This window comes from Gluconacetobacter tumulisoli (genome assembly GCF_014174155.1).
Taxonomy (GTDB): Bacteria; Pseudomonadota; Alphaproteobacteria; order Acetobacterales; family Acetobacteraceae; genus Gluconacetobacter; species Gluconacetobacter tumulisoli.
Genome location: NZ_JABEQM010000008.1, coordinates 75,465 through 97,953, shown reverse-complemented (window position 1 = coordinate 97,953; position 22,489 = coordinate 75,465). Strand labels below are relative to the sequence as shown.

The 22,489-nt window shown below is 68.9% G+C and carries 16 protein-coding genes; 5 read left to right on the top strand and 11 right to left on the bottom strand.

Going from position 1 to position 22,489, the window contains the following annotated elements; genetic code table 11:
• Positions 1–20: 20 nt before the first annotated feature.
• Positions 21–1,430 (bottom strand): lytic transglycosylase domain-containing protein, encoded by a 1,410-nt coding sequence (locus tag HLH28_RS11205; protein WP_182959040.1) that lies wholly within the window; start codon positions 1,428–1,430, stop codon positions 21–23.
• Positions 1,431–1,772: 342 nt separating this feature from the next.
• Here HLH28_RS11205 and HLH28_RS11200 point away from each other — a divergent pair, with 342 nt between their 5' ends.
• Positions 1,773–2,600, top strand: coding sequence for an ABC transporter permease (locus HLH28_RS11200; RefSeq protein ID WP_182959038.1), 828 nt, complete (start codon positions 1,773–1,775; stop codon positions 2,598–2,600).
• 4 nt (positions 2,601–2,604) lie between these two features.
• Positions 2,605–3,426 carry an ABC transporter ATP-binding protein gene (locus tag HLH28_RS11195; protein WP_182959036.1) on the top strand — a complete coding sequence of 274 codons (822 nt, stop codon included), beginning with the start codon at positions 2,605–2,607 and terminating at the stop codon, positions 3,424–3,426.
• Between the two features lie 151 nt (positions 3,427–3,577).
• Here HLH28_RS11195 and HLH28_RS11190 read toward each other — a convergent pair whose 3' ends face one another.
• From HLH28_RS11190 to HLH28_RS11150, 9 genes are all read right to left on the bottom strand, one after another.
• Positions 3,578–5,779 (bottom strand): amylo-alpha-1,6-glucosidase, encoded by a 2,202-nt coding sequence (locus HLH28_RS11190; protein ID WP_182959034.1) that lies wholly within the window; start codon positions 5,777–5,779, stop codon positions 3,578–3,580.
• Positions 5,780–5,904: 125 nt separating this feature from the next.
• On the bottom strand, positions 5,905–6,960 hold the full coding sequence (locus tag HLH28_RS11185) for a CorA family divalent cation transporter (protein ID WP_182959030.1): 1,056 nt from the start codon (positions 6,958–6,960) through the stop codon (positions 5,905–5,907).
• Between the two features lie 106 nt (positions 6,961–7,066).
• Positions 7,067–7,573 carry a nucleoside deaminase gene (locus HLH28_RS11180; protein ID WP_182959027.1) on the bottom strand — a complete coding sequence of 169 codons (507 nt, stop codon included), beginning with the start codon at positions 7,571–7,573 and terminating at the stop codon, positions 7,067–7,069.
• 13 nt (positions 7,574–7,586) lie between these two features.
• Complete coding sequence (locus HLH28_RS11175; RefSeq protein WP_182959024.1) at positions 7,587–8,942, bottom strand: nucleobase:cation symporter-2 family protein; 1,356 nt, start codon at positions 8,940–8,942, stop codon at positions 7,587–7,589.
• Positions 8,943–8,952: 10 nt separating this feature from the next.
• Positions 8,953–9,333: a DUF3597 domain-containing protein gene (locus tag HLH28_RS11170; RefSeq protein WP_182959020.1), complete on the bottom strand. Its 381-nt coding sequence runs from the start codon at positions 9,331–9,333 to the stop codon at positions 8,953–8,955.
• Between the two features lie 57 nt (positions 9,334–9,390).
• Positions 9,391–10,692, bottom strand: a complete 1,302-nt coding sequence (gene ahcY / locus HLH28_RS11165; RefSeq protein ID WP_182959015.1) for an adenosylhomocysteinase — start codon at positions 10,690–10,692, stop codon at positions 9,391–9,393.
• Positions 10,693–10,888: 196 nt separating this feature from the next.
• Positions 10,889–11,905, bottom strand: a complete 1,017-nt coding sequence (locus HLH28_RS11160; RefSeq protein ID WP_182959012.1) for a dipeptidase — start codon at positions 11,903–11,905, stop codon at positions 10,889–10,891.
• Positions 11,906–12,070: 165 nt separating this feature from the next.
• On the bottom strand, positions 12,071–12,565 hold the full coding sequence (locus HLH28_RS11155) for an Hsp20/alpha crystallin family protein (protein ID WP_182959010.1): 495 nt from the start codon (positions 12,563–12,565) through the stop codon (positions 12,071–12,073).
• A 227-nt stretch (positions 12,566–12,792) separates the two neighbouring features.
• Positions 12,793–15,225, bottom strand: a complete 2,433-nt coding sequence (locus HLH28_RS11150) for a TonB-dependent receptor (protein WP_182959007.1) — start codon at positions 15,223–15,225, stop codon at positions 12,793–12,795.
• A 396-nt stretch (positions 15,226–15,621) separates the two neighbouring features.
• Here HLH28_RS11150 and HLH28_RS11145 point away from each other — a divergent pair, with 396 nt between their 5' ends.
• The 3 genes from HLH28_RS11145 to HLH28_RS11135 all read left to right on the top strand — a co-directional run bounded on the left by HLH28_RS11145 (position 15,622) and on the right by HLH28_RS11135 (position 20,295).
• Positions 15,622–16,548, top strand: a complete 927-nt coding sequence (locus HLH28_RS11145) for an aminotransferase class IV (RefSeq protein WP_182959003.1) — start codon at positions 15,622–15,624, stop codon at positions 16,546–16,548.
• Between the two features lie 132 nt (positions 16,549–16,680).
• Complete coding sequence (locus HLH28_RS11140; RefSeq protein WP_182959000.1) at positions 16,681–17,280, top strand: GNAT family N-acetyltransferase; 600 nt, start codon at positions 16,681–16,683, stop codon at positions 17,278–17,280.
• Between the two features lie 252 nt (positions 17,281–17,532).
• A complete protein-coding gene (locus HLH28_RS11135; protein ID WP_338029718.1) occupies positions 17,533–20,295 on the top strand; it encodes a bifunctional diguanylate cyclase/phosphodiesterase in 2,763 nt (920 codons plus the stop codon).
• Positions 20,296–20,343: 48 nt separating this feature from the next.
• On the opposite strand, the gene HLH28_RS11130 is transcribed toward HLH28_RS11135, so the two are convergent.
• Positions 20,344–22,482, bottom strand: a complete 2,139-nt coding sequence (locus tag HLH28_RS11130; RefSeq protein WP_182958993.1) for an AsmA family protein — start codon at positions 22,480–22,482, stop codon at positions 20,344–20,346.
• Positions 22,483–22,489: the final 7 nt, after the last annotated feature.

The window sequence follows — 22,489 nt, the reverse complement described above, 5'->3', positions numbered from 1 at the left end:
GGGCGGGAAAACTCAGGCGATCAGGACCGTGAATCGGGGGAAATGACAACGCAATTGTCCGCGCCCTGCGCCAGCCGGCGGCAGGCCTCGACCGCGGCGTCATGCGACAGGCCGGTCAGACGCGCGCGATACAGATGCCCGCGCGTCACCTGCACGCTGGCGACCTGCGGGCGCGCCGTGCCCAGCAGCGACACCGCGAGGGTGCGCGCATGCCCCGCCGCCTGCGATGCCATGGCCGGCGTGCCGAAGGCCCCGACCTGGATCGCCCAGTCGCGGGGCGCCGGGGCCATGCTGCCGTGGCGCAGCAGCGGCGCGGGCTCGGCCATGGCCGGGTTCACCAGATGGAAACCCGGGGCGGCCGGCGATGGCGTGGGGGTCTCGGGCGGCGGGGCGGCGGCGATTTCGGTCGTGGCCGCCGGGACCTCGGATTCGCCGTCCTTCTTCGCCCGGGCGGCCCAGGCGGCGCGCACGCTGTCGGCCGGCCCCCCGTCCCCGGCGGGCGTCACGCTCTTCCAGCCGGTATAGGCGGGGGCGGGCATGCGGTCGGTTTCGGGCGGGGCCTCGGCCACCTGCACGGGCTGGGTGTCGTCGCCGGCCCCATGGTCGTTGCGCCGTGCCCAGGCCATGCGGACGGACCGGGTCTGGGCGCTGGTCTGCGCCGCCAGGTAGACATGGCCCCGCGCCACGTCATGGGCCTCGACCATCAGATCGGCCTGCGATCGGACGTTGGGCGTGATGCCCGCGATCTGCGGCCCGATCGCCGCGACGTAATTGCGGGTCTCGCGCGGCAGGGTGCGGTTGTGGACCAGAAAATCGTCCAGCCGCCCCGGCCCGGTATTGTAGGCCGCCAGGAAACCGGGCGACCCGTAGATGTCGTACATCTGCCGGATGTAGGCGGTGCCGGCCAGGATGTTGTCGTGCGGGTTGAACGGATCGTCGCCCAGGCCGTACTCGCCCTTCAGCTCGTCATAGGTCGGGGGCATCAGCTGCATCAGGCCCATCGCACCGGGGGCCGAGGTCACGAACTGTCCGTTGCGGAACAGCTGGCCGCCGGATTCACGCTGCATGACCGACCGGATCCAGGTATCCGGCACGTCGAAGCGCTTGGATGCTTCTTCGATATACGGGCCCCACGGGTCGTCCGGCGGCCCCGGGGGGGCGTAGTAGGATTTCGCATGGGCGCGATAATTCGCGGCTTCCTGCGTGACCGGCAGGCTGGGTCCCGGCGTCGCGCACGCCGCCAGCAGGCCGGCCAGCCCGATGGCCCCGCACGCCCGGGCCGCGATCGTGCCCTTGTTCGCCCGGTCCCGCTTCGCCCCGTTCCGCGTCGCTTCGTCCCGTTCCGCTGTTTCCCGGGGTGTCGTACCCTCGGCCGCCGCCCTGTGGCGCCGGGGGGAACGGGGGGCGGAACCGGGTGTGGATCGGGTCATCAGGATGCTCATCTGGGACGGGCGCGGGAACCACGCCGTGAAGAGGGCAGACGTTCGGGACCGATTATGGCGAAAGTCGGGATCTGGCGCGGGGACCCAGCTCTGCATCGCGGTTGCGCCTCGATTCCGTCCGGAAGTTCAGGCCGATGGAAAGGAACAGACCCTAAGTCTTTACAGAAGGACGAAGTTTGGCGCAACAACGTCACGTTCCTGCATCGGGCGGCACGCGGTGCATTTGCCGCCCGCCGATCCGGCCTCGCCTGCGGCGGTTGCGGGCGGACGGCCGATCGGCTAACGCCAACGGGCATGAACATCCTGCCAGAAGTCCCCGCGCCGGATGGCATGTCCCATCCGCCCGCCGCCCAGCCGCCCCGGCCGGTCCGGCGGGTCGTGTCCGCCCTGCGGGATATCGGCGCGGGCCTGGCGATGTGGCGGCTGGCGCTGTCGCTGGGCTGGCTGGACATCCGCCTGCGCTATCGCGGCTCGGCGCTGGGCCCGCTCTGGCTGACCCTGTCCTCGGCGATCATGATCGGGTCGATGGGGCTGATCTACGGCCGGCTGTTCCACATCGACCTGCGCGGCTACCTGCCCTACCTGGCGCTGTCGATGATCCTGTGGCAGGTCGGCATCAGCGGCGTCCTGGGCGAGGCCTGCACCTGCTTCACCGATGCCGAACGGATGATCCGCTCGGTGCGCCTGCCGTTTTTTCTGCAGGCGATGCGCATGATGGTCCGCAACGCCATCGTCTTCGGCCATAATATCGTCGTGCCGCTGGGCGTTTTCGTAATGTTCGGCATCTGGCACGGCGCGGACATGCTGATGGCGGTGCCGGGGATCGCGCTGTGGCTGGTGGACGGGCTGGCGGCGGCCCTGCTGCTGGGCAGCATCTGCGCGCGCTTCCGCGATATCCCGCCCATCGTCGCCAGCGTGGTGCAGGTCGCGTTCTACGTGACCCCGGTGATGTGGTCGGCGTCCCAGATGAAGGGGCGCGACTGGTGGTTCGAGCTCAACCCCTTCTACCCGTTGCTGGAGGTCGTGCGCGGCCCGCTGCTGGGCCAGGTGCCGGTGATGCGGATCTGGGCCGAGGCCGGGCTGGGCAGCGGGCTGCTGTGCCTGGCCGCCCTGTACGTCTTTTCCCGCAGCCGGTCCCAACTGGCGTTCTGGGTGTAGCACCATGTCCCATCATCCGGCGCAGTCCCGTCCCGGTGCCTCGATCACGGCCCAGAACCTGTCGCTGTCGTTTCCTGTCTTCCATGGCGGGGCGCGCTCGCTGAAGAAGACGCTGTTCGCCCGGGCCCGTCGGCCGCTGGCCGCCCTGCGGTCGGCCGGCCTGCGTACGGGCGGCGAGATCGAGGCCGATACCCCGTCGCGCATCCTGGTCCACGCGCTGCGGGACGTCAGCTTCGCCATCCGGCCCGGCGAGCGCATCGGCCTGGTCGGGCACAACGGTGCCGGCAAATCCACCCTGCTGCGCGCCCTGGCCGGGATCTACGAGGCCGGCGGCGGCTGGGTGTCGGTCACCGGTTCGGTCAGCGCGCTGCTGGAGCCCTCGGCCGGCATGAATCCGGAACTGACGGGGCGCGAGAACATCGCGCTCCGCGCCCGTCAGATGGGGCTGGACAACGCCGCCCTGCGCCGGCTGGAGGAGGATGTGGAGGCGTTCGCCGAACTCGGCCCGTTCCTCGACCTGCCGATCCGCCTCTATTCCTCGGGCATGTCGGTGCGCCTCAGCTTCGGCCTGGCCACGGCCATCGCGCCGCAGGTGCTGCTGATGGACGAATGGTTCCTGGCCGGCGACGCGCTGTTCCGCGACAAGGCGCGGGCGCGGCTGACGGGCGTGATCCGCGGGGCGGACATCCTGGTTCTGACCTCCCACGCCCTGCCCATCCTGCGGGAATGGTGCACGCGCGTGCTGTGGATGGAACACGGACGCATCCGCATGGATGGGCCGTCGGGCACCGTCCTCGACGCCTACACCTCGGAAACCCGCTCGTAGACCCGGCCTGTCGGCGATCCGACGCGCCTGCCCTGTGCGTCGGTGCTCACGGCCCGAAGGCCGCTCCGCTCCGATGCTCGGGCAGACATGCCGGGCATGCCGCGGTCGTGAAAGGGGGCTCGGGCAAGGCCCGAACCCCGAACGGCATGGGTCAGGTCGAGATCTGGACCCGGATCGTCTCGGTGCGCTCCACGACGTTGATCGCGACTTCCTCGCCTACGCGCACCAGGCGCACGGTCACCTGGTCACCCCCGACCTCCAGGTTGTACAGCGTCATCTCGTCGAGGAAGTCCGGCAGGCGCGGGCGTTCGAAATGCACCGTGACCGTGGCGGGGTCGAAGGACAGGCCCAAGGTGGACTGGACCAGCGCCGGCAGGGTCGCCGCCGCCCAGGCCTGCGGCGAGCAGGCGACCGGATAGCGGACGGGGCCTTCCGCCCGGTTGCGGGTGAAACCGCAGAACAGTTCCGGCAGGCGGCGCAGGTCGGTATAGAAGGCGGCATCGAACATGCCCCGGAACAGTTGCGCGGCCTCGTCGCGATAGCCGTGACGGGCCAGGCCCAGCCCGATCAGCGCATTGTCGTGCGGCCAGACCGACCCGTTGTGATAGGCCATCGGGTTGTAGCGCGCCTCGCCTTCGGGGATCGTGCGGATGCCCCAGCCCGTGAAGGACGACCGCTTCATCAGTCCTTCCACCAGCCGGGGCACGCGGTCCGGCGTCGCGATATCGGTCAGCAGGATATGCCCCGCATTGGACGACCGGACGCGGCAGGGCTGCTTGTGGCCGTCCAGCGCCAGGGCGAAGGTGCCCAGGTCCTCGATCCAGAAGCGCGCGTTGAAGGCGACGCGCAGGCTCTCGGCCAGATGGTCCTGGCGTTCGGCATAGGCGGTCTTGCCCAGGCGGCGGCCGATGGTGGCGGCGGCGCGGCGCGCTGCATAGACATAGGCCTGCACCTCGCACAGCGCGATCGGCCCCTCGGCCAGGGTGCCGTCGGCGTGGAAGACGCTGTCGTAGCTGTCCTTCCAGCCCTGGTTGATCAGCCCGTCCTTGTTGCGGCGGCCATATTCGACGAAGCCGTCATCGTCGCGGTCGCCGTACTGTTCGATCCAGTCGATCGCGCGCTCGATATTCGGCCAGATCGTGGTCAGCAGCGCGACGTCGCCGGTGCGGTCCAGGTACTGGCCCGCCAGCATGACGAACAGCGGCGTGGAATCGATCGACCCGTAATAATGGCGGAACGGCACCTCGCCCAGCTCCGCCATCTCGCCATGACGGACCTCGTGCAGGATCTTGCCCGGTTCGGCGTCGGCGGCGGGGTCTTCGATCCGGGCCTGGTGGCGTGCCAGGTAATTCAGGACTCCCCGTGCGATCTCCGGGTCCAGCCACAGGGTCAGCATGGCGGTGATCAGCGCATCGCGGCCGAAGGCGGTGCTGAACCACGGCACCCCGGCATAGGGGTACGGCCCGGTCTTCTTGTCCGTCAGCAGCATGTAGATGTCGCAGATGCAGCGGCGGATGGCCTCGTTGAAGATCTCGTTCGAGGTCGCGATGGCCGCCGCGCGCGACGAGGACAGGCGCAGCGCCCGCCGCGCCTCGACCGCGCCGGTCAGGAAGCGCCGGTTGGGTTGCAGCGCCGGCGTGCCGTCGGGGTCGCACGCGACCTCGTAATGGATCAGGACCCGCGTGCCCGGCGCCAGGTCGAAGCGGTAGGCGGCATGGCGCGCATCCAGCGCCGCCGGCGGCGGCCAGAACCGCAGCACGGTCGTCCGACGCCGGTTGTCCAGCCCGTCATAGGACAGCGTGACCTGGTTGTCCGCGACCTCGGGCGGGCGCTGGGTGCCGCGCCGCGGCCGGGTGGAGCCCCGGGCCTCGAACAGGTCGGCGAAATCGGCCAGGAAGCGGATATCCAGCTGCGCCGTCCGGGGTTCCACGTCGAAATTGCGGATTTCCACCCGTTCGTAGCAGACATGGTTCCACAGGAAGCGCGACCGCCGGACATGCAGCAGGTCATGGTTCATGCGCCCCTCGGGGCTTCCATCGGGGCCCTCGATGTCGGTGTTGGTCAGGTCCACCGACAGCAGGACGTTGTTCTCGCGCACCGTGGACGACAGCAGGATCGGCCGCACGCCCTGCAACGTCATCGACAGGCAGGACAGATAGCGCGTGTCGTGGAAATACAGCCCGTCCGCGATGCCGTCGCCGAACAGGATGTCGCCGGTCTGGTCGAACACGCCGAACATGTCCCCCTGCTTCAGGGTATGCAGGCGCCGTTCGGACAACAGCGACTTCGCCGCGACGGGAAAACCGTCCAGTTCCTCGGGCGGGACATGCGGGGCTTCGGTGTGGCTGTCCATGATGATCTTCCCTTCACGGTTGCCGAGGCATCGTGCCCCGGAATCCGGCCTGTCGTTCGGGTGGTCTGGGTCTGGGGTTCGGGGGGCCGCCGGCCGGGCCCGGCCCGGCAATCGGCGCCCGGCGATCAGAGCAGCTTGGCGAATTTCAGCAGCAGCCAGGTGATGACCATGAACAGGAAGCAGACGCCGCCGGCCTCGACGGTACCCATCGCCCCGCTGGCCAGGAACATCCCCCCGGTATTCATGCCGAAGAAACCGGTCACGAATGTGGCCGGCAGCATCAGCGTGGTCACGACCGACACGGTATACAGGCGCCGGTTGGTTTCCTCCGCCTGGCCCGAGGCCAGTTCGTCCTGCAGGGATCGCGCACGGTCCTGCAACGCCAGCAGATCGTCCAGGGCCGCATGGATCTGGCGCTGCGACCGGTCGCGGATATCGTCCTCGGCCCATTCCGGCAATTCGAGATCCTCGCTATGGAAAATCCGGTCGACCGGGGAAATGACGCGGCGCAGTTCCGTCGAACGGCGCCGCACCTTGCCGATCAGGCCGCTGATGCGGCCGAAATCGGTATGCTGGTCCAGTGTGAGCAGAAGATCCTCCGCCCGGTCAAGCTGGTCGTCCAGCGTCGCGATGTTCCGCCGCACGCTGTCGGCGAATTCCAGCAGCGTCCGGTCCACGATCTCGGCCGGCGTGCGCGGGGTCTCGTCGCGCTGCAACCAGCGATAGGCCGCGCCCAGCGCGGGGACGGGATGCCGGCGCGTGGTGATCAGCAGGTCCGGCAGGACGGCGAAGCGCCAGGCCGACACGTTCGTGTCATCGTCCAGCATGCTGTCGTCGAAGGCCGGCAGCGCGCCATAGACCAGGTCGCCCTCGGCCTCCAGCCGGGCGCCGCGATCGGTTCCGGCCAGGGTGGCGCGGGCTTCCTCGGTCAGGCGGGCGATGGCCTCGACGCGGGCGCGGCTGGCGGTATGCACCACGTCGTAGTGCAGCCAGGTCCACGTCCCGTCGGGTTCGGCTCCCCGGACCGCCTCGCCGTCCAGCCGCTGGGCCGCCTGCCGGGCGGACAGCTGGACCGGCCGATGCCCGGGCGTGCACGATACCGCCCAGACCAGGCCGTCGGCGGCGTCGGTCAGGCTGCCATCGGCATGGGGGACATCGGTCGGGGCAATCGTGTCGGGCATGGGGACATCCGGGACCGCGCGGGACGCAAAGGCACACTTGGCATGACCGCCTGCCCGTTGCAATCCCGGGGCGGCCCGGGGTGACCCCGGGCAAGGCGGGGCGGACTCAGCCTTCCGGCGGCCCGTCGCACCAGAAGCCGGCATGCACGCGCGCGGCCTCGTCCTCGATCAGCGGGCCCAGCACCTCGGTCGCGTGCTGCCCACGGGCGAAGACCTCGCGGCAGGGCAGGGAAAAGGTCGGGTTTTCCGGATGCGTGCCCGTCAGCGCCAGCAGCCCGCGTTCCGACAGCGCATAGACCACACGGCGGATATTGCCCCAATAGACCGCGCCCGCGCACATGCAGCACGGTTCGGCGCTGCTATACAGCGTGCAGCCCGCCAGTTCGTCCGGCGCCAGGATCCGCGCCGCCTGCGCCACCGCGCGCAGTTCCGCATGCTGCGTCGGGTCGCCCTCGGGCGGCAGGGAATTGTTCAGGGCGGTGGCCACCACGCGCCCCTGCGCATCGGCGACCAGGGCGGCGAACGGATGCCGCCCCTGGGCGCGGGACGCCTCGGACAGGGCGATGGCCTGCCGCAGCAGGTCCAGGTCGGCGGCGGACGGGGCAGGGGGCATCGCGGGCCTCGGGTCAGCGGGGGGACAAGGCGGTGGCGCCCTCGTCGTCGGCGGCCTCCGCGTCCGCGGCCGCGCCGGGCGACAGCAGCAGGTTCAGGGTGACGGCGCAGAAGGCCGCCAGGAACACGCCGCTGCCGGTCATGATCCGCAGCGGGCCGGGCAGGTGCGCGAACAGGGTGGGGCAGGCCATCGGCAGCATGCCCGCGCCGATCGCCACCGCCGGCACCAGCGCGCCCGACGTGCTGCCCAGGCGCACGCGCGCCAGATCCTGGATCCCCGCCATCGCGGTCATGCCGAACATCAGGATGGCCGACCCGCCCAGCACCGGCCGGGGCAGGCAGGCGACCGCCGCCCCCAGGCGGGGGAACAGCCCCATCGTGACCATCAGCCCGCCGGCCGCCGCGACGACGAAGCGGCTGCGGATGCCCGTCAGGGCGATCAGGCCGGTATTCTGGGCGAACGCGTTATAGGGCGTCCCGCCGAACAGCCCGCCCAGCAGGGTCGACAGCCCGTCGGCGGCATAGGTGCGCGTCAGGACGTCGCGGGTGGCGGCCCGGCCGGCCAGGCGCGACACGGCCAGGCAGTTTCCGGTCGTTTCCACCAGGATCACCATCATCGCCATGGTCATGATCAGGATCGGCGCGACATGAAAGGCCGGCCGCCCGAACGGCAGGACCGGCGGCAGCGCGACCCAGGCGACCTGGCGGACCGTACCGAAATCGGCCTGCCCGGTCAGCACCCCGATGGCGGTGCCCCCCGCCAGGCCCAGCAGGATCGCCAGCGTGCGGCCGGTGCCGGTGGCCCGCGCGGTGATCAGCAGAGTCAGCGCCAGGGTCGCGAAGCCCAGCAGCAGGTGCGCCGGCGCGCCGAACCCCGGATCGCCCGGCCGCCCGCCGCCCAGCCAGTTCGCCGCCGCCGGCATCAGCGACAGCCCCACCACGGTGATGACGCTGCCGATGACGACGGGCGGGAAGAAGCGGGTCAGGCGGCTGGCGAAGGGGGCCAGCGCGCAGGTCGCCAGCCCCGCCCCGATCACCGCGCCATAGGCGGTCGGCATGTCGTAGTCGCGGGCGATCATGATCATCGGCGGCAGCGCGATGAACGACGAGGCCTGGATCAGCGGCAGCCGCGCCCCGAACGGCCCCACCCCCAGCGTCTGGATCAGCGTGGCGACGCCCGAGGTCAGGATGCTGGCATTGACCAGCAGGATCAGCTGGACCGGATCCAGGCCCAGGGCCGCCCCGAAGATCAGCGGCACGCTGACGACCCCGGCATAGATGACCAGGACATGCTGCAGGCCGCAGACCAGCAACTGCCAGGGCGGCAGGCGCTCTTCCACCGGGTCGCGCCGTGCCGGCTGCGGGCTCATGTCCGGGGGCTCATTTCAGGTCGTCGGGGACCTTGCCGCCGTTTTCGGCCAGCTTCTGCATGACCTGCCTGTGCAGCCATACATTCATCGCGGCGGAATCGCTGGTGTCGCCGGTATAATGCAGCTCGCCGGCCAGTTCCTTGCGGGCGGCCAGCGAACTGTCCAGGCCCAGCAGCTTCATCAGGTCGACGATCGATTGCCGCCAGTTCAGGGACTGGCCGGACTTGGCGGCCATCTCGCTCAGGATGGCGGCGACGTCCACGGCCTGCGCGGGGGCGGCGACCGGCGCCGGCGCCGTGGGGTCAGGACTGGGTGTGGCGGCGGCGGGGGTGGCCGCAGGGGCTTCGGCATGGCCGAAGATGCGGGACATGATGGCGCCGAAAATGCTCATGGTCGGGTCTCCCTTATGGGGCGTCCGGCGGCGCCAGGCCGCCGGACGGGGGTACCGTCAGTACCGGTACAGGTCGTTCTTGAACGGCCCGTTGACCGGAACGCCGATATACTCCGCCTGTTTCTGCGACATCTTCGTCAGCTCGGCGCCGACCTTGGCCAGGTGCAGGGCGGCAACCTTCTCGTCCAGGTGCTTCGGCAGGGTGTAGACTTGGCGTTCGTACTTGCCGGGGGCGGCGGTCCACAGTTCGATCTGCGCCAGGGTCTGGTTGGTGAAGGACGCCGACATCACGAAGGACGGATGGCCGGTCGCGTTGCCAAGGTTCACCAGGCGGCCTTCGGACAGCAGGATCAGGCGCTTGCCGTCCGGGAAGACGATTTCATCGACCTGCGGCTTGATGTTGTCCCACGGGAAGTTGCGCAGGGCCTCGACCTGGATCTCGGAATCGAAATGGCCGATATTGCAGACGATGGCGCGGTGCTTCATCTCGCGCATGTGGTCGATGGTGATGATGTCCACGTTGCCCGTGCAGGTGACGAAGATGTCGCCGCGCGGCGCGGCGTTTTCCATCGTCACGACCTCGTAGCCTTCCATCGCGGCCTGCAGGGCGCAGATCGGGTCGGCCTCGGTCACCAGCACGCGGCAGCCCGCATTGCGCAGCGACGCCGCCGAACCCTTGCCCACGTCGCCATAGCCCGCGACGACGGCGATCTTGCCAGCCATCATCACGTCGGTGCCGCGACGGATCGCGTCCACCAGGCTCTCGCGGCAGCCATACAGATTGTCGAATTTCGACTTGGTGACGCTGTCGTTGACGTTGATCGCCGGGACGGCCAGCGTGCCCTTCTTCGCCATTTCCCACAGGCGATGCACGCCGGTCGTCGTTTCCTCGGACAGGCCGCGCACGTCGGCCAGCATCTCGGGATATTTGTCGTGCATCAGCACGGTCAGGTCGCCGCCGTCATCCAGGATCATGTTCGGCGTCCAGCCGTCCGGCCCCTTGATGGTCGCCTCGATGCACCACCAGAACTCCTCCTCGGACAGGCCCTTCCAGGCGAAGACCGGCACGCCCGTCGCGGCGATGGCGGCGGCGGCGTGATCCTGGGTCGAGAAGATGTTGCACGACGACCAGCGGACGGTGGCGCCCAGCGCCGTCAGCGTCTCGATCAGCACCGCGGTCTGGATGGTCATGTGCAGGCATCCGGCGATGCGCGCGCCCGCCAGCGGCTGGCTGGCCCCGAATTCCTCGCGCAGCGCCATCAGGCCCGGCATCTCGCCCTCGGCGATCGAGATTTCCTTGCGGCCCCATTCCGCGAGGGAGATGTCCTTGACCTTGTAGTCGGTGCTGCTGGCGCTCATGTTCAGTCCTGTCTGCAGATGAATCTGGCCCGGGGATATAGCCGCTTGGCGGCCCGGGGGCTAGGGCGGACGGGTATCAGGGCCGGTTCGTGGCGGGTGGTCCACAAGGGCGCCGCGCTTCGGTGCCCGAAAACACACGCCGGGCGGGGTCAAAGGGCCGTTCTCGCATGCCGGCCCCCATCCTTGAACAGGCCGCTCAGGCGTCGGCGACGGCTTCGGCCCCGCGCAGGACACGCAGGAAGTTGCCGCCCCAGATCGCCGCGATCTGCGCGCGGTCATATCCGCGCCGCACCAGTTCCGCCGTCAGCGCGGGCGATTGCGCGGCGTTGCGCCAGCCCTCGATGGTGCCGCCGCCGTCGAAATCCGACGAAATGCCGACATGCCGCACGCCGATGCGCTGCGCCACGTAATCGATATGGTCCACATAATCGGCAACCGTGACGGGGCGCTGCTGCCGGACCTCGCGCGGGCGCAGGAAGGCGTCGACGGCGGTGATGTGGATCACCCCGTCGCACGCACGCAGCGCGTCCAGCTGTTCGTCATCCAGGTTGCGCGGATGGTCGCACAGCGCGCGGACGCAGGAATGGGTGGCCAGGACCGGGCTGCGCGACAGGCGCAGCGCCTGCATCATCGTGCTGCGCGCGGTATGCGACACGTCGACCATCAGGCCCAGCCGGTTCATCTCCGCGATCGCCTCGCGCCCCAGGCCGGACAGGCCGCCATGCCGCGCGGCGCTGTCGCCCAGGGTCGACAGCGGCCGGGCGGAATCGCCCAGCGCATTGTGCCCGTTATGGGTCAGCGTCATGTAGCGCGCGCCCTTCGCCCGGAACTGCGACAGCAGCGACAGGTCCTCGCCCATCGCATAGCCGTTTTCCACCGCCGGGACGATGGCCGTCACGCCATCGCGGTGTGCGGCCTCGATCTGGTCGGCCAGGGGACAGATCCGCGCCATGCCGGTGTCGGCCGTCCGCCCGATCGCGTCCAGCATTTCCAGCGCCTGCCGACCCACCGCGGCGTGGCGGGCCTCGTCCGTGGGGCCCTGCCCGACATAGGCGACCAGGCAGGCTGCCGAGATGCCGCCGCGCCGCAGCTTCGGCAGGTCGACATGCCGCGTGTCCGTGTCCTGCCCGATGTCGCCCCGGTCGGGCCAGGGAATGTCGATATGCGTATCGACCGTCAGGAGGGAATGATGAAGGGCGTCGGAATCCGTCATGCCGCCAGTCTAACCCCAATTCCCGCGCCCGGCCATGCCGCCGGTGGCATGCGGGCCCGGTGAGCGCGGGCCGGCCGAATGCAGGCCGGGCAACCCTGGCCGGTGCGAAGCGCCCCGGCGGGGACGCGTCGCACCGGGCCTGTCGCCGGATCAGGCGGGCATCGATCAGTGCTGGGTTTCGGCATTGATCGGAATGCGGCGTCCCTGGGCAGCCTCCGCGCTGCGCGGCAGCGTCACCGTCAGCACGCCGTTGTTGAACCGGGCGGTGGCCTCGTCCTCCTTCACGTCGTGGGGCAGGGTGAAACGCCGCTCGAACCGGCCATAGCGTCGTTCGCTGTAGCCGCTGGCCGCATCCTCGCTTTCCTGCCGGCGTTCGCCGCACAGGCACATCACGCCGTTATCGACGCTCAGCGTGATGTCCTTCTCGGTCAGGCCAGGCAGTTCGGCGGTCACGCGGATTTCGGTGTCGGTTTCGGCCACTTCCACGCTCGGCCAGGCGCCGCCGCGCGGGCCGCGCGGATCCCAGCTCTGCATGAAATCGTCGAACAGCCGGTCTATTTCCCGATGGAGGCTGAGGAACGGGCCGCCCTGCCGGTCCTGGACCGGCGCCGGCGGCCTGGATTCGTCCCGTCCCCAGGGCATGAGATTGCGCATAGCCATTGGATCGTTCCCTTCGGTTGCGGCCGGGACCCGCGCCGCACGGCCGCCAGGGCGGTCGCCGGTGTAGGCCCGTCGGGCAGGGAGCGATCAGAGAGCACGCCCCCTGTCCGCCGGGCCGCGACGGCGGCCCGGTTCCAGGAAGCTGGGGTGGGAACGAAGCGAGTCAAGAGGCGCGGGCCTTCCCCTCCCCGCGTGGGGAAAAGGGGACGGCCCGCGCCGCCGCGCGGTCAGAATTCCGCGCGCAGCGTGCCGTAGTACTGGCGCGGCGCGCCGACCAGGAACGACTGGTAGTCGCCCATCATCGGGTTGCCGTTCTCGCCGGTGGTGGCGATGTATTTGGTGTTGGTCAGGTTGTAGACGTTGAACTCGAACGTCAGGTTCTTCATGAAGCCGAACGTGCGGTTATATTTGCCCATGTCGCCGAAATGGTAGCGTGCGCCCAGGCTTTCGAGCCAGTAGCCCGGCGTCCTCATATCGCCGGTATAGCTGAAATTGCGGGTGCCCATATAGTTGGTGTCCACATGGACATCGGCGTGGCGCCAGCGGTAGGACAGGCTGGCCTTGTACATGAAGCGCGGATAATTGACGACCTGCTGGCCCTTCAGCGCGTAGGTGGTGGCCTGCCCCCCCGAGATCTGGGTCAGGTTGTCGCCATAGGTCGCATGGTCGTAGCTGATGCTGTTGTACAGCGCCAACCCGGTGATGGGCGTGATGGTCAGGCCGGCGTCGACGCCGTTCATGGTCACGCTGCCGACGTTCGCCACGGTCGAGACCGGGTTGGTGATCGAACCGGACGTGATCTGCTGCATGCGGTTGCTGAAATCCGTATGGTAGGCATACAGGGACGCCTGGACGTAACGGTCGTTGTAGCGGTACCCGACGGCATAGTTCCAGTCCGTCTGGGGCTTCAGGCCGCCGTTGGCCTGCATCTGGTTATAGGCCGACTGCGTCACCGCGAAGGGCGACGGCCCCTGCTTGTAACCGGCGATCGGGAACGACTGCACGTTTTCCGAGACGTCGAAGAACAGTTCGTTATGACGCAGGAAATGCCAGTCGCCGCTGATATGCGGCAGGAACGCCTTGGCCGTGGTCACGCTGCCCGCGGCGATCGCGTCGGTGCCGGTATAGGAGGGCAGGTTCCCCGTCTGGCCGGCCGTGACGGTCTGCAACTGCGACTTGAACCCGAAATGCAGCGCCACGTTCGGCAGGACGTTGTAGGTGTCCTGCACGAAGGCGGTGAAGCTGTTGGAATTGAAGGTCTGCGCCCACAGCGTCGCGAACGGCAGGGGCAGCGAGCCGAGCGAGTTGATCGGCTCGCCCTGGCCCAGCACGGGTTCGTTATAGGCGTAACGGCCGACATCGACATGGTAGTTCTCGTACCAGATGCCGCCGCGGATATGGTTGTGCGCGATGTCGTAATGCAGCGACGACGAGAAGCCGAACCGCTGGGTCTTCGGCACGGTGATCTGGTCGATCAGCGGCGCGCCGCTGGGCGAGGACATGTAGGGGCTGGCCCACGTGCCGCGGCCATATTCGCCCTGGCCGTAGACGACGCTGACCCAGCGCAGGCGGTCGGTCAGCAGCAGGTCCAGGTTGGCGCCGCCCAGGTAATCGCGTTCGACCGTGGCGCCGTCATAGTACGAGGCATCCCACGGGTCGGACATCTTGCTGTAGCCCGGCGGCAGGCTGCCGCCCAGGCCGTTCGCATTCAGCGCCGAGTTATAGGCCTTGGCATAGGCGTTGGGCGTGCCGACGAAATTGTCGATCCGGTAGCCGCCGTTCTTCAGCATGTCGAACGACATGTCCTGGTAGGCGTACTGGTCCAGGTCGGACCAGTCGAAATACATGCTGAACTTGCTGCTCTCGCCGATCGGTTGCAGGAACTTGGCGTTCACCTGCTGCATGAACATGTTGCCGCCGCCCTTCCACTTGTTGGTGTCGTTGCGCATGTACGACACGTAGAAGCGGGTACCCGACTGGTTCAGCGCGCCGCTGTCCCCCCGGATATAGGTGTGGAACATATCGTTGCTGCCGAAGGTCTGCGCGATGGTCGCGCCGCCCTTCATCTTGGGGTCGGAGGAATAATATTCCACCGATCCGCCCAGATTGCTGGTGCTGGCAATGGACTCGGCGCCGGCGCTCATGGACACGTCCATGCGGCCGACATTTTCCGACGAAATGGCGGCGATCGAATTCAGGCCGTTGTAGGAATGATATTGCTGGTCGCCCAGCGGAATGCCGTCCAGCGTCATGCCGATCTGGTTCTGCATGAACCCGTGCATGTAGAACTGGTTCGACCAGGTATTCAGGCCCTGCGGGTCATCCGACACGAAGCTGACGCCCGGCTGTGTCGCCAGGACCTGCAGCGGGTTGGTGCCGGGGACCGCGCGCGCCAGCATGTCGGCCGAAATGACGTTCTGCGTTCCGTGGGCGATGTGGTGCCCCACGGCGTCGATCGCCTCGGCATCGACCGCCAGCACGACCTGTCGCCGGGCGGGGGCGTGCGGTGCGGCGGCATGCGTCGCGGCGGCACGCGGGGCAGCCTTGGCAGGGGGGGTGGCAGTCGGCGCCGGGGTGGTCGCGGCATATGCGCCATGGGCGCAGGACAGCAGAAGCGTGGTCGCGAATGTGAGATCCGACAGGCGTCTTTTTTTCGACATACACTGGTTCTCCGTAACCGGGGGCAGGCCGCCATCCCATCCGCCGGCATGGGCAGGCGGTCCGGTCGCCCACCCCGATTGTTCACACCGTATCCTGCCGGATGACGGCGGGGTGTTTTCGCCGTCGACGCTATAACGGCAATGGAACAGTTCTCATGACGTATGCGACACGTTACGGTATAAAGACGACATACCCGCGTACCCTGTCGATTTTAGGCGAATCGTGACCTTAATGTCGCGGTTTCGCATAATCCCGCCGTGCCCGGCATGTCCGGTTCGTGCGCGACGCGGTCGGCATGATTCCGTTTATTCTGGACTCGGAATATGACATCGTGCGGCGACGGACGCCCTGCCGAACCGGGGTCGGCCGGACGCCGAACCAGCGATGGATCATCCATGACAGACACACGCGACACACCCTTCGCCGACGGCGCGGCCTATATCGACGGCGCGTTCATGCCGGTGCGCGACGCCCGCATCCCGATCACCGACTGGGGCTACCGGCGGTCGGACGTCACCTATGACGTGGTCGGCGTCTGGAACGGCAGCTTCTTCAGGCTGGACGATCACGTCGCGCGGTTCCGCCGGTCCATGCAGGCCCTGCGCATGGACCCCGCCGAGGACGATGCGCGGATCAGGGCCATCCTGCATGAATGTGTCCGCCTCAGCGGCCTGCGGAACGCCTATGTCGCCATGGATTGCCTCCGGGGGCGGCCGCTGCCGGGCCAGCGGTTCCACCCGGCCACCTGCCGCAACTATATCGCGGCCTTCGCCATTCCGTGGGTCTGGGTCATCCCGCCCGAAATCCAGGAACGCGGCGCGCATCTCATCATCGCCTCCGCCCTGCGGATCCCGGACCGGTCGGTGGACCCGACCGTCAAGAATTTCCATTGGGGGGACCTGACGCAGGGATTGTTCGAGGCCGGGGATCGCGGCGCCGATACCTGCGTGCTGCTGGATGCCGACGGCCACGTCACCGAGGGCGCGGGATTCAACGTCTTCGCCGTGATCGCCGGGGCGGTCGTGACGCCCGACCGGGGCGCGCTGGAAGGCATCACGCGCGCGTCGGTCGCCGAACTGTGCCGCGACCTGGGCCTGGAATATTGCGAACGGCCGATAACGGCGCAGGAACTGCGCGGCGCGGAGGAAATCTTCCTCTCCACCACCGCCGGCGGGATCATGCCGGTCTCGCGCATCGACGACATCGTCCCGGGCGACGACCGGCCGGGACCGGTCTCGATGCGGCTGCGCGACCTGTTCTGGGCGAAGCGGGCGGCGGGCTGGCACGCCACCCCGGTTGCCTACGGCGACGCGTCGTCCTGACGTTGCCGGGGCGGCGGCGGCTCGTCCCAGGCGGTCTGGCGGAAATCGCGCAACTGGCCCTGTCCGCCGGGCCGCAATCCCCTAGCATTCCCGGGACTGCTGCATCTTCCCGCGTCTTCCGGAGCCGATCCCGTGTCCGACTCTCTGCCCCGCCGCCTGTCCCCGGTCACCCTGACCGGGCGTCATGTCCAGCTCGTCCCGCTGTCCCCAGCCCATCATGACGGGCTGGTCGAGGCGGTGCGCGACGGGTCGCTGTGGACATTGTGGTACACCAGCATCCCCGATCCCGACGGCATGGCGGCGGAAATCGCCCGGCGGCTGCGCCTGGCGGACGAGGGCAGGATGCTGCCCTTCACCGTCATCAGCCTGCCCGACCGGCGCATCGCCGGCATGACGACCTTCATGAATATCGACGTCGCGGGGCCGCGGGTGGAAATCGGGTCCACCTGGTATGCCCGCGCGGTGCAGCGTACGGCCCTGAATACCGAGGCCAAGCTCCTGCTGCTGGGTCATGCGTTCGACGACCTGGACTGCCTTGCCGTCGAACTGCGCACCCATGTCCTGAACCAGCGCAGCCGCCGCGCCATCGAACGCATCGGCGCCCGGCTGGACGGCATCCTGCGCCGTCATACGCGGACCCAGGACGGTACCGTGCGCGATACCTGCGTCTACAGCATCACCGCGCCCGAATGGCCGGCGGTACGTTCGCACCTGCGGTCTCTGCTGGGCTGACCGCCCCGATATGAACGCCGGCATGAATCCGGGCATGAATGCGGGCGGGGGAGGCTGGCGTGGGGCCGGCGAACGGGATATGTCGCATGCCGTGCGAAACTGTTTCGTCGGCGCGCCCCGACCCTTTCCTGGACGGCGCCCCGGCGCCCGGCCGGCTTGAGGGGGCGGGCGCGGCGCTGCCTTGAGCTGGGGCCTTTGATGTCGCGGATTCCGACCTTGGTCGTTCTGATGCATGATGTATTCGGAACGGCCGTGGCTGTGCTGTTGTGCCTGCTCAGCTGCCATGTCGCCCTGATGATGCTGGATCGGGCGCGGCGTGGGACCGGCGGCGGACGCGCGATCTGGATCGGGGCGACCGGGGCGACCGGCGGGTTCGGGGTCTGGGCCACGCATTTCACCGCGATGCTGGCCTATCGTCCGGGCGTGCCCCTGTCCTTCGTGCTGGGACCGACCCTGCTGTCGCTGCTGATCGCCGTGCTGGCCACCAGCCTGGCGGTCAGCCTGTCGGCGCGGACGGCACGGCCCGGCCGCCAGCTGGTGGATGACCTCGCGGCGGGCATGATATTCGGCGCGGGCGTCGCGGCGATGCATTTCGTGGGCATGTCCGCCGTGACCGGTCCCGACCGGATGTCGTGGAACGTCCCGCTGGTGGTCGTGTCGCTGCTGGTCGGCGGGGGATTGTCCAGCGCGGCCTTCATGTCGCAGCGCCGCCGGCGGACCTCGCCCCTGGAACGATTGATCCCGGCCGCCCTGCTGGCCCTGTCGATCGCAGGGCTGCATTTCATCGCCATGTCCGCCGTCACCATGCATGCCATGTCCGACATGGCGCGCGCGGCGCACGGGCCGGTGGCATCGCCGCACGGCATGATCCTGATGATCGGCGTGGTGGCGCTGGCCGTCCTGTCGATCGGCGTGGCGGCGGCGTTCTTCGCCCTGCGGGCCGAACGGACGGTCTGGCAGCACGAGATGGGTTTCCGGCTTCTGGTCGAGGGGGTGCACGACCATGCGATCTTCATGCTGGACCCGAAGGGGCGGGTCAGCACCTGGAATGTCGGTGCCCAGCGGCTGAAGGGCTATGCGGCGGACGAGATTCTGGGCCGTAATTTCGAAGAATTCTATTCGGCCGAGGAACGGCAGGCCGGCGTGCCGCAACGCATGCTCGCCGAGGCGCGCGACGGCACGGTGATGCGGGAAGGATGGCGCTATCGCAAGGACGGGACGTCGTTCTGGGCAGGGGTGACGCTGGGCCCCGCGCGTGATGCGGATGGCGCACTGGTCGGCTTCGTCAAGATCACCCGCGACCAGACCGGGCGGAAGGAAGCGGCCGACCGGATCACGCAGGTCAGCCGCAACCTGGATATCGCACTGGAAAACATGTCCCAGGGCCTGAGCCTGTTCGGGGCGGACGGGCGGCTGGTGCTGGCCAACGGACGGTGCGCCGCGCTGTTCGGCCTGGCGGCGCACGAGGTGTATCCGGGCCTGACCCACCGCGCGTTGCTGGAGGCGGTCCACGCCCGGCTGGACCTGCCCGAGCCGGCGCGGCAGCGGCAGGTCGACGCCGCCTGCGCGCAGCATGCGGCCCTGCTGCCGCCGGGGCAGGGCGGGCAGCTGCAGCTGCAGCTGGGCGACGGGTTGGCGGTACAGGTGACCGTGCGGCCGATGGAGGACGGCGGCTGGGTCGCGACCTACGAGGACGTGACCGAGCGCCTGCGCGCCGACGCGCGCATCGCCTATCTGGCCCATCATGACGGGCTGACGGGGCTGGCGAACCGCGCGCGCTTCAACGAGGTGCTGCGGCGCGAGCTGATGCTGGCCGACCGCGCCGGCGCACGGCTGGCGGTGATCGGCATCGACCTGGACAAGTTCAAGGAAATCAACGATCAGCACGGCCACGCCATCGGGGACCAGGTGCTGGTGGTCCTGGCCGAACGGATCCGCAGCGTGCAGGCTGATGACGAGCTGGTGGCGCGGCTGGGCGGGGACGAGTTCGCGGCGGCCAAGCGGTTCGACGACATCGCCGAACTGCACGCCTTCGTCGCCCGGCTGGAGGACTGCCTGTCCCGCCCGATCACGCTGGACCGGCTGGAACTGCGGCCGGATGCCAGCATCGGCGTGTCGCTGTTCCCGCAGGATGCCCTGACGGCCGAGACCCTGATGGGCAATGCCGACCTGGCGATGTACCGGGCCAAAATGGCGCTGCGCGAGCGGATCTGCTTCTACGAGGCCGAGATGGACGAGGCCGCGCGCAGCCGGCGCGTGATGACCGCCGCCCTGTGGGAGGCCCTGGAACGGGACGAGTTCCATCTCCATTTTCAGGTGCAGCGGAAGGTATCCAGCAACGAGGTCACGGGCCTGGAGGTGCTGCTGCGCTGGCGGCATCCGGAATGGGGACTGGTCCCGCCGGTGAAATTCATCCCGCTGGCCGAAGAATGCGGCGCGATCGTGCCCATCGGGGAATGGGTGCTGCGCGCGGCGTGCCGCGAGGCCGCGACCTGGACCATGCCCTACAAGGTGGCGGTCAATCTTTCGGCCGTGCAGCTGGGCGACGAACATCTGGCCGCCCACGTCAGCGCCATCCTGGCCGAAACCGGGCTGGACCCGCGCCGGCTGGAACTGGAAATGACGGAAACCGCCATCGTGGTGGACAAGGTGCGGTCGCTGCACACCCTGCAGCAGATCAAGGCGCTGGGCGTGTCGATCGCCATCGACGATTTCGGGGTGGGCTATTCGTCGCTCGAAACCCTGAGAACCTTCCCCTTCGACCGCATCAAGCTCGATCGCAGCTTCATGACCGAAGTGGAACATACGCCGGAATCCAAGGCGATCCTGCGTGCCATCCTGGCGCTGGGGCGCAGCCTGAACATTCCCGTCCTGGCCGAGGGGGTGGAAACCCGCGTGCAGCTGGACATCCTGGGCGTCGAGGGCTGCACCGAGGCCCAGGGCTATTTCCTGGGCCGCCCCGGACCGATCCCGACGGACGGCATCATCCGTCCCGCCCCGCCCCCCGTCTTCTAGGAATCCGCCCGGATATTCGGTCGGGCGGCGATCCCGCGCGCCTGTCCTTCATCCGCCGCCCTGCCGGCCCTGCCGCATGCGGGCCTGCCAGACGGCGCGGATGCGGGCGGGGTCGATCTTCGTGGCCGGGCCCGGCGTGGCGTTGCCCGGCGCGGCAGGTGCGGGCGCGGGGGCAGGTGCGGCCCGCCGGCCCGCCGGCCGGCGCTCGCCACGCGGATGGCTCAGCGTCCCGGGCGCGATGCCGGCGGCGGGGTTCTCGTTCGCCGAGCGGACGGCGCGGGCGCAGATTGACGTGTCGCCGACCCCGAACTGGATCGTCGGCAGCAGGGCCAGCGGCGGCATGACGACGCCCAGCCCGGCGGCCGCGGCCGCGCGGCCGACGATCTCGGCCCCCGGCAGGACCGACGGGCTCTTCAGCGGGCCGGTGATGTGGAACGCCCCCGGCAGCGCCGCGACCGAGAAATGGATCGAGCGCGTCGTCAGCGCATAATCGATGATGTTGCGGCGCAGGTCGATGGTGCCGCGACCCAGCGTGCGGCCCTCCCCGGTTTCCAGCAGCAGCGTCCTGGTCGACACCACGCCGTCGCGCAGCGGCATGTCGGCGATGAAGCACTGCACGTCCGTCCGCTTCGGAAAGCCCAGCGCGGAAAGAACCGCATTGCCGATCTGCAGGCCCAGCACGTCGGGCACCAGGGCGGAGATGTCGCCCCCCTGGTCCAGCACCAGCGTCAGGCCGCCATTGCCGCGGGCCAGCAGGCTGGCCACCGAATTGCCCGTGGCCTCCAGCGTCGCATGGCCGCCGATGATGCCCTTCGCACCCGAACCGGTGGTGGCCTGCATGATGCGCGACAGGTCGATATGCGCGAAATCCATGCGCATCCGGGTCGCGAATCCCGTGTCGGCCGGGGTCAGGGTGATCACGCTGGCCAGGGTGCCGCTACCGACGGCGAAATTCAGCCGGCGGACGTCGATCGCGCCGTCCTGGATGGCGATGTCGGCGTCGATATTGTCCAGCGGCGTGCGGCGGTTCTCGATATGGTCGCCGCGATAGAGCAGATGCGCGTTGATCGCGCGCAGCTTGGGGATGTTGATCGGCGTGTCCGGCAGCGCGTTCGGATCGGCATCGGCGGCCTTTTTCTCCGCCGCCGTGGGCGTCTTGTCGGGATTGGCCCCGATGAACCCGCCCAGGTCGACCAGGTCCACGCGATGCGAATGCAGGGTCGCCTGCACGAAGGGCACGGCGGGATGGGGATCGACGGTGATGGTGCCGTCCAGGTCGCTCGATCCCATCTTTCCCTTCATGTCGCCGAAGCGGATGGCCTTGCTGTCGTAATCGAGGGTGCCGGTGACCGAATATTCCGGCGTCCGGGGGATCGGGATGCCGGTCAGCGGGTAGAGCAGGGACATGTCGGGGCCGGAAAAATGAAGGAACAGTCGCGCCCCTTCGAATTTCATCGGATTGACGATGCTGCCCTTCAGCGTGGCCAGGGTGGGGCCGTTATGGACGGTCAGGTCGACGGGGTAGGGATGGGCGGTATCCAGCAGCGTCAGCAGCGCGCCGCCGACGAAATGCCCCTCGATCGGCTGCGCGGCATAGCGGCCGCGCGCGTCGGCGACGATCTGGCCCCGTTCGCCGTCATGCGGCGGGGTGGTGTGCACCGCCAGCATCATGTCCGCCCGCAGCCGGGCATCGGCGATCCGGGCCTGGCCGTCGGTGATGCGCAACTCCCCGATATCGGGAAGGGCGGGTGTCCCGCCCGCGCCCTTCGACGAACCGAACGAGGCGTTGGTGCTGCCGTCGGCGCGACGCACGACGTCCAGCTTCGGCGCGTCGAACGCGACCAGGGGCAGCGTGACCGCGCGATGCCAGATATAGCGCCACACGTCGAACGAGACGCTGGCCTGGCGCGCGGTGGCGAAGGGCTGCTTTTCGTCCTCGAATCCCTTGGGCTGGGCGATGGTCAGGTCGTCGACCGTGGCCGTGACGACGCGCCCCAGCCGGACATGCAGATGTGCAACCGTGGTCGGGCGCCCCAGTGCGGCGCTGGCGCGGGAATTGACCATCGGTACGAACCAGTCCCACGACCACAGCAGGACGACCAGGACGCCGGCCAGGACCAGCGCGCCGAGGCCGATCCCCAGGATCCTGCCTGTGCGAAATCGGGAATGGTGCGGGGCATCGGCCATGGCAGGA

What these genes read in the sequence shown, in the direction of transcription:
- HLH28_RS11160 (WP_182959012.1), bottom strand. Translation starts at nt 11,905, where the DNA reads ATGACGGATTCCGACGCCCTTCATCATTCCCTCCTGACGGTCGATACG.
- HLH28_RS11175 (WP_182959024.1), bottom strand. Translation starts at nt 8,942, where the DNA reads ATGAGCCCGCAGCCGGCACGGCGCGACCCGGTGGAAGAGCGCCTGCCG.
- HLH28_RS11185 (WP_182959030.1), bottom strand. Translation starts at nt 6,960, where the DNA reads ATGCCCGACACGATTGCCCCGACCGATGTCCCCCATGCCGATGGCAGC.
- ahcY (WP_182959015.1), bottom strand. Translation starts at nt 10,692, where the DNA reads ATGAGCGCCAGCAGCACCGACTACAAGGTCAAGGACATCTCCCTCGCG.
- HLH28_RS11155 (WP_182959010.1), bottom strand. Translation starts at nt 12,565, where the DNA reads ATGGCTATGCGCAATCTCATGCCCTGGGGACGGGACGAATCCAGGCCG.
- HLH28_RS11145 (WP_182959003.1), top strand. Translation starts at nt 15,622, where the DNA reads ATGACAGACACACGCGACACACCCTTCGCCGACGGCGCGGCCTATATC.
- HLH28_RS11150 (WP_182959007.1), bottom strand. Translation starts at nt 15,225, where the DNA reads ATGTCGAAAAAAAGACGCCTGTCGGATCTCACATTCGCGACCACGCTT.
- HLH28_RS11130 (WP_182958993.1), bottom strand. Translation starts at nt 22,482, where the DNA reads ATGGCCGATGCCCCGCACCATTCCCGATTTCGCACAGGCAGGATCCTG.
- HLH28_RS11195 (WP_182959036.1), top strand. Translation starts at nt 2,605, where the DNA reads ATGTCCCATCATCCGGCGCAGTCCCGTCCCGGTGCCTCGATCACGGCC.
- HLH28_RS11205 (WP_182959040.1), bottom strand. Translation starts at nt 1,430, where the DNA reads ATGACCCGATCCACACCCGGTTCCGCCCCCCGTTCCCCCCGGCGCCAC.
- HLH28_RS11180 (WP_182959027.1), bottom strand. Translation starts at nt 7,573, where the DNA reads ATGCCCCCTGCCCCGTCCGCCGCCGACCTGGACCTGCTGCGGCAGGCC.
- HLH28_RS11170 (WP_182959020.1), bottom strand. Translation starts at nt 9,333, where the DNA reads ATGAGCATTTTCGGCGCCATCATGTCCCGCATCTTCGGCCATGCCGAA.
- HLH28_RS11200 (WP_182959038.1), top strand. Translation starts at nt 1,773, where the DNA reads ATGTCCCATCCGCCCGCCGCCCAGCCGCCCCGGCCGGTCCGGCGGGTC.
- HLH28_RS11190 (WP_182959034.1), bottom strand. Translation starts at nt 5,779, where the DNA reads ATGGACAGCCACACCGAAGCCCCGCATGTCCCGCCCGAGGAACTGGAC.